This window comes from Kitasatospora sp. MY 5-36 (genome assembly GCF_001182915.1).
Classification (GTDB): Bacteria; Actinomycetota; Actinomycetes; order Streptomycetales; family Streptomycetaceae; genus Kitasatospora.
In genome coordinates this window covers 1-1,502 of sequence record NZ_LFVW01001178.1, presented here as the reverse complement: position 1 = coordinate 1,502, position 1,502 = coordinate 1, and the positions used below count along the sequence as shown (strand labels likewise).

The 1,502-nt window shown below is 78.2% G+C and carries 2 protein-coding genes; both read right to left on the bottom strand.

Features of this window, described 5'->3' with window-relative positions; translation table 11 throughout:
• Positions 1-196, bottom strand: a 196-nt coding sequence (locus AE652_RS48865; RefSeq protein WP_234348732.1) for a hypothetical protein, incomplete at its 3' end; no start/stop codon positions are given.
• A 172-nt stretch (positions 197-368) separates the two neighbouring features.
• Positions 369-1,502 (bottom strand): S9 family peptidase (locus tag AE652_RS41190; RefSeq protein ID WP_159028731.1); only part of this gene is annotated, 1,134 nt, incomplete at its 5' end.

Genomic DNA, 1,502 nt, shown 5'->3' with positions numbered 1-1,502 from the left:
CGGAGACCGCCGTGCCGGGCCGGCGGCCCGCGCCCGCCGTCCGGCGGCGGCAGCCGGGTCCGCCCGCGGTGCGGAACTGATGCGGCGCGCAACGATCATCGGCGATCATCAGTGTCCCCGCGTGTGCGGCGGAGGTCCGTTCGACCCGCTCCTCGGCGTCGGCGTCCGGACGGCGGGCCGCCCGGTCCGGCAGCACGGCCGGGGCGGGGGCGGGCAGGTCCGTACCAAGGCCGACAAGTGGCGCCCACCTGCGGAGAGTTCACTCGGATCGCCTAGCGCGGCGTCGAGGCCGCCCGGGGCTGACGTCTGGGCCTGGCGCCTGGGCTCGGTGCCCGAGCTTGGTGTCCGGGACGGCACCGGGCGGCGGGTCAGCCCGGGCGGCCGGTCCGCAGAAACGTGGCCAGCAGCTCGTGCAGGACGGCGGCGCCCTCGTCGGCGAGCACCTCGTGCCCGGAGCCGGCCGCCTCGACGTACCGGAAGTCCTCGCCCTCGACCCGGCCGATCCGCAGCAACTCGTGCCGCAGCGAACGGGACTGGCTCACCGGTACGACCTCGTCCCGGTTGCCGTGCACCACCAGCAGCGGCGCGCTCAGCCGGTGCGCCAGTTGCAGCACGTCGCGCGGTCCGCGGGCGTCGGCGACCTGCTCGCCGCCGCCCAGCCGGGTGGTCAACGCCCGTACGGGGGGCGCCGCTTCGGCCAGCAGCCGGGCGCCGGACAGGAACGGCGCGACCACCGCGCAGCGGGCGACCTGCTCGGCCGGCGCGTGCGAGGCCGCCAGCAGTGCCAGGAAGGCGCCGTAGCTGACCCCGAAGAGGGCCGGCGGCTCCAGGCCGAGGGCGGCGCGCTGGCCCGCGATGCCGTCCAGCAGGTACAGGACGTCGTCCAGGTCGGGACCGCCCCAGGCGCCCCGGATGGCCAGCGCGTGCGCCACGCCGTAGCCGGTGGAGCCGCGCTGGTTCGGCGCCACCACCGCCAGGCCCTCGGCGGCCATCCGCTGCAGTGTCGGGTCGAACTCCAGCCGCCAGGCGTCCGCCGGGCCGCCGTGCAGCGCCAGCACCAGGTGCGGGCTGCTCAGCCAGGCGTCCCCGCCGTACACCACGGCCTCCAACGGGCCTGCCGGGCCCGCGAGTTCGAGGCTCTGCGCGGGATGCCAGCGGCCGCCGTCCCCGGGCGGGGTGCTGCCGTCGAGCCGCCAGCCGGGCGGCTCGGTCCGCACCGGGCGCACCCCGCCGGGCTGCCAGGGCAGGATGGTGTCCCGCCACGGCCCTGGCAACCCCGAGGCCAGCGGCGCGAGTTGGAGCGGGAGCGGCGTCGGGCCGGAGACGGGCGGGAGCGGTCCGTGCGTCAGCAGCGTGTCGACGTCGAGGGTGGCCAGCGCCGTCGGGTGGTCGGGCGAGGAGTACGGCACGCGTAGCCCCGCCTCGCCCCAGTGGCCGACCGCGCCGAGCCGCCCGGGCGGGACCGGCAGCGGGTCCAGCCGCCCGGCCGAGGGCCGCCACAG